The following is a 2,739-nucleotide window of genomic DNA, read 5'->3' as shown; positions in this document are numbered from 1 at the left end:
CGTGCGCCGAGGCCGGTGGCCGGGGCGCACGCGGACGCATATCCGTGCAGTTTCAGGGGATCGTCAGAGACGGTCGCCCACGTACTTCGTCAGCGCGACGAGGCTGTTCGAGTAGCCCCACTCGTTGTCGTACCAGGCGATGATCTTGACCAGGTCGCCGCTCACCTTGGTGAGCTTGGAGTCGAAGATGCTCTGGTGCGGGTTCGTGACGATGTCGCTCGAGACGATCTCGTCCTCGACGTACTCGAGGATGCCCTTGAGGGGGCCCTCCGAGGCAGCCTTGACCGCGGCGTTGACCTCCTCGACCGTGACCTCGCGCGAGGCGGTGAAGGTCAGGTCGGTGGCCGAGCCGGTGATCGTCGGCACGCGGAGCGCGAAGCCGTCGAGCTTGCCCTTGAGCTCCGGGAGCACGAGCGCGACGGCCTTGGCGGCGCCGGTCGAGGTCGGGACGATGTTCTGCGCGGCGGCGCGGGCACGACGGAGGTCCTTGTGGGGCCCGTCCTGCAGGTTCTGGTCGCCCGTGTACGCGTGGATCGTCGTCATCAGGCCCTTCTCGATGCCGATGGCGTCGTTGAGGGCCTTGGCGACGGGGGCCAGGCAGTTCGTGGTGCAGGACGCGTTGGAGATGATGTGCTGCGTCGCTGCGTCGTACTGCTCGTGGTTCACGCCGACGACGAACGTGCCGTCCTCGTTCTTGGCGGGAGCCGAGATGATGACCTTCTTGGCGCCGGCCTCGATGTGGGCCTTCGCCTTGGTGGCGTCCGTGAAGAAGCCGGTCGACTCGATGACGATGTCGGCGCCCAGCTCTGCCCAGGGCAGGTCGGCCGGGTTGCGCTCCTCGAGGGCACGGATCTTCTTGCCGTCGACGATGATGTTCTCGTCGTCGTGGCTCACGCTCAGCGGGAAACGGCCCAGGACCGTGTCGTACTTGAGCAGGTGCGCGAGCGTCGCGTTGTCCGTCAGGTCGTTGACCCCGACGATCTCGATGTCAGCGCCCGAGGCCACGATGGCACGGTAGAAGTTGCGCCCGATCCGGCCGAAGCCGTTGATGCCGACCTTGATGGTCACTTGCCCTCCTCGGCAGCGCCGACGAGGTCGGCGCACACAATTGGTGGTGGGGACACGCACGCCGGTGTGCGTTCCGCTCGCCCGAAGCCGTCCTGCACCGGGTCATGCCCAGCACGTGACGGTCTTGTGACGATCGGATGACATGAGCCTATACCCGTGACGAGCGCCACTGTGCCCCGGAGGTCCCAGACAGGCCCCACGTCCACGTGGTGGGATGCGGCGCGCGTCAGAGGTCGAGCAGGTCGGGGCTGAGGCCCGCCTCGGTGTCCGGGATGCCGAGTTCGGCCGCGCGCTTGTCGGCCGTGGCCAGCAGCCGGCGGATGCGACCCGCGACGGCGTCCTTGGTCAGCGGCGGGTCCGCGAGCTTGCCCAGCTCCTCGAGCGAGGCCTCCTTGTGGGCGAGCCGCAGCTCGCCGGCCTCGCGCAGGTGCTCGGGCAGCTCCTCGGCGAGGATCTCGAACGCGCGCTCGACGCGGGCGCCCGCCGCGACGGCCGCGCGGGCCGAGCGGCGCAGGTTCGCGTCGTCGAAGTTCGCGAGCCGGTTGGCCGTGCCGCGCACCTCGCGACGTACGCGCCGCTCCTCCCAGACCAGAGTCGTGTCGTGCGCGCCCAGGCGGGTCAGCATCGCGCTGATCGCGTCGCCGTCGCGGATGACCACGCGGTCGACACCGCGCACCTCACGAGCCTTCGTCTGGATGCCCATGCGTCGGGCGGCGCCGACGAGGGCCAGCGCGGCCTCCGGACCCGGGCACGTGACCTCGAGGGACGACGAGCGGCCCGGCTCGGTGAGCGATCCGTGGGCCAGGAAGGCGCCGCGCCACGCGGCCTCGGCCTCGCCGACGCCGCCGGAGACGACCTGGGGCGGGAGCCCGCGCACCGGTCGACCGCGGTTGTCGAGCAGGCCGGTCTGCCGCGCGAGGGACTCACCGTCCTTGACGACGCGCACCACGTAGTGGCTGCCGCGACGCAACCCCCCGCCAGAGACGACGATGATCTCGCTGTCGTGGCCGTAGACCTCGAAGATCGCCTGCCGCAGCCGGCGGGCGGCGATCGCGGTGTCGAGCTCCGCCTCGATGACGATGCGGCCCGAGATGATGTGCAGACCGCCGGCGAACCGCAGGGTCGCCGAGACCTCCGCCTTGCGGGCCGACGTCTTGTCCACCTTGAGGCGAGCGAGCTCGTCCTTGACCTGTGCCGTCAACGCCATGGGCGTCATCCTGCCATCACGCCCGCCGCCCCGGGGACGGTCAGCGGCCTCGGCGTGAGACGTCACCCCACGTGGCCTCGATGACGTCGCGGTATGCGGCTGCGAGACGGAGGGGGTCGTGCTGGGCGGTGCCGTCGCCCCGGCTCACCTGGCGCAGGAGCAGCCGGGTCCCGCTCGTGCCGCACCGGTCGGCCAGCGCGCCGATGTCCTCGACCGCGGCCGGATCGGCGACGACGGCGTAGATCGGCAGATCAGGAGCGTGCGCGTGCAGCACCTCGAGGTAGTCCTCGGCGCGCATGCCGGCCGTCTCGCCGTCCTCCTCGGGCTCGAGGTTGAGCGTCACGACGATCTTCGCGGGGGTGCGGTGCAGCGCGTCGCGCAGCTCGGGCACAAGCAGGTGCGGCAGCACGGAGGTGTACCAGGAGCCCGGTCCGAGAACCACCCAGTCGGCGGCATCGACGGCG

At 70.5% G+C, this 2,739-nt stretch carries 3 protein-coding genes; all 3 read right to left on the bottom strand.

Translation table 11 applies throughout. From position 1 onward, the window contains the following. Positions 1 to 63: 63 nt before the first annotated feature. Positions 64 to 1,068 (bottom strand): type I glyceraldehyde-3-phosphate dehydrogenase, encoded by a 1,005-nt coding sequence (gene gap, locus D1825_RS00375; protein ID WP_118765572.1) that lies wholly within the window; start codon positions 1,066 to 1,068, stop codon positions 64 to 66. A 226-nt stretch (positions 1,069 to 1,294) separates the two neighbouring features. Then, positions 1,295 to 2,275 carry a DNA-binding protein WhiA gene (whiA, locus tag D1825_RS00370; RefSeq protein WP_118765571.1) on the bottom strand — a complete coding sequence of 327 codons (981 nt, stop codon included), beginning with the start codon at positions 2,273 to 2,275 and terminating at the stop codon, positions 1,295 to 1,297. 40 nt (positions 2,276 to 2,315) lie between these two features. Continuing rightward, positions 2,316 to 2,739: gluconeogenesis factor YvcK family protein (locus D1825_RS00365; RefSeq protein ID WP_199721433.1), on the bottom strand; the 424-nt coding region annotated here is incomplete at its 5' end.

Origin of the sequence: Cellulomonas rhizosphaerae, assembly GCF_003470205.1 — a bacterium.
GTDB classification, from domain to species: domain Bacteria; phylum Actinomycetota; class Actinomycetes; order Actinomycetales; family Cellulomonadaceae; genus Cellulomonas; species Cellulomonas rhizosphaerae.
This window is presented reverse-complemented; position numbering and strand designations above follow the sequence as displayed.

What these genes read in the sequence shown, in the direction of transcription:
- whiA (WP_118765571.1), bottom strand. Translation starts at nt 2,275, where the DNA reads ATGGCGTTGACGGCACAGGTCAAGGACGAGCTCGCTCGCCTCAAGGTG.